The organism is Stenotrophomonas sp. 2YAF22, assembly GCF_052114665.1.
In the GTDB taxonomy this organism is placed as follows: domain Bacteria; phylum Pseudomonadota; class Gammaproteobacteria; order Xanthomonadales; family Xanthomonadaceae; genus Stenotrophomonas; species Stenotrophomonas indicatrix.
Map to the genome: position 1 here is coordinate 1 of NZ_JBFRFE010000756.1, position 1,765 is coordinate 1,765.

1 protein-coding gene is annotated in these 1,765 nt (G+C 69.9%); it reads left to right on the forward strand.

Annotated features, from left to right (window positions below; all coding sequences use genetic code 11):
- A partial coding sequence (recC, locus tag AB4Y84_RS20810) for an exodeoxyribonuclease V subunit gamma (RefSeq protein ID WP_442250835.1) occupies positions 1-1,765 on the forward strand: 1,765 nt, incomplete at both ends.

Below are 1,765 nucleotides of genomic sequence, written 5' to 3' on the forward strand. Positions count from 1 at the left end.
CCATGGTTACCGCGCGCGCCGCATCCAGGCGTACCTGGACCGCTTCGAKGGCGCCGGCCAACCGTTGCCGCAGGGCCTGCCGCCGCGGATGTCGGCGTTCGCCACCCTCAACATCTCGCCCGACGTACTGCGGGTGATGGCCACCCAGTCGCGGGTGGGCGAACTGCATTTCTATCTGCCCACGCCGGTGCAGTCCTACTGGGGCGACCTGCAGACCCTGGCAGAGCGCCTGCGCAGCGGTGCGCCGGACCCGTTCGGCGAGGCCGCCGGCGAGAACCGCCTGCTGGAAGCGTGGGGTGCGGCCGGCCGCGATTTCATGGCGGTGCTGGGCAGCTATGAAGTGGTGCATCCGGCCGGCGAGATCGCGGCTTATTCCGACCCCGAGCAAGACACGCGGCCGACGATGGACCAGGGCGGGCTGTCCGACAGCCTGCTGCATCGCCTGCAGCGCKACCTGTTCCACCGTCGTGCCTTGCCTTCCGGTGAACTGCGCGGTGGCCTGCGCAGCGATGACCCGAGCTTGCAGGTGCACGCCTGCCACACCCGCCTGCGCGAGCTGCAGGTGCTGCACGACCAGCTGCGCAGCCTGCTGCAGGACCCGCGCTTCGACCCGCCGTTGCAGGCGCGCGAGATCGCCGTGCTGGCGCCGGACATCGATCCGTATGTGCCCTATCTGGAAGCGGTGTTCGGCGGACGGGGGGGCGAGGACGAACACATTCCCTACGCGCTGGCCGACAGCAGTCCGTTGGCTGGCGAGCCGCTGGCCGACGTGTTCGTGCACCTGCTTGGCCTGCCGATTTCGCGCTTCGGCCTGAACGAGGTGCTGGATCTGCTGGCCAGTGCACCCCTGGCCGAGGCCGCCGGCCTGGAAGCGGTGGACTTCGACCGACTGCATGGCTGGTTGCAGCAGGCAGGCGCACGCTGGGGCCTGGATGCCCAGCATCGCGACCAGCTGCAGGCCCCCAGCGATGACGCCTACACCTGGCAGTTCGCGCTGGATCGCCTGCTGCTGGGCCACGCCACCGGCAGCGAGGTGGATCTGGTCGGGGTGGCTCCGTGGATCGAACTGGAAGGCGGGGCGCTGGATGCGCTGGACCGGCTGCTGCGCCTGCTGCGCGTGCTGGCCGTCTACCAGCGCCGGCTGGGCGAACTGTTGACCCCGGCACAGTGGCGGCAGCGCCTGCTGTCGCTGCTCGACGCCCTGCTGCCGACACCACCCAGCTCGCCCAACAGCCAGCGCGCGCTGGAGCGCCTGCGCAAGCTGCTCAACCAGTTCGCCGAAGATGCGTACAAGGCCGGGTTCGTCGATGGCGTGCCACCGGAGGTGGTGCGTGCGCACTTCGCCGGTGCGCTTGCCGAGGCCGATACGCGCGCGCCGCTGCTGACCGGTGGCATCAGCTTCGGCCGCATGGTGCCGATGCGCCTGCTGCCGTTCCGGGTGATCTGCGTGCTCGGCCTCAACGATGGTGATTTCCCGCGTCGCGACCCGGCCGCCGGCCTCAACCAGCTCACCGCCGAACTGGATACGCCGCGCCGCCGTCCCGGCGACCGCTCCACCCGCGAAGATGATCGTTTCCTGTTCCTGCAGTTGTTTGCTGCTGCGCAGGACGTGTTCTACCTCAGCTACCTCGGCGCGGACCCGCGCGATGGCAGCGTGCGCGAACCCTCGGTGCTGGTCAGCGAACTGATCGATGCCGCCGCGGCCTATCACCTCGATCCGTCGACCGCCACGCGGGACTTCACCGTGCGCCACGCGCTGCAGCCG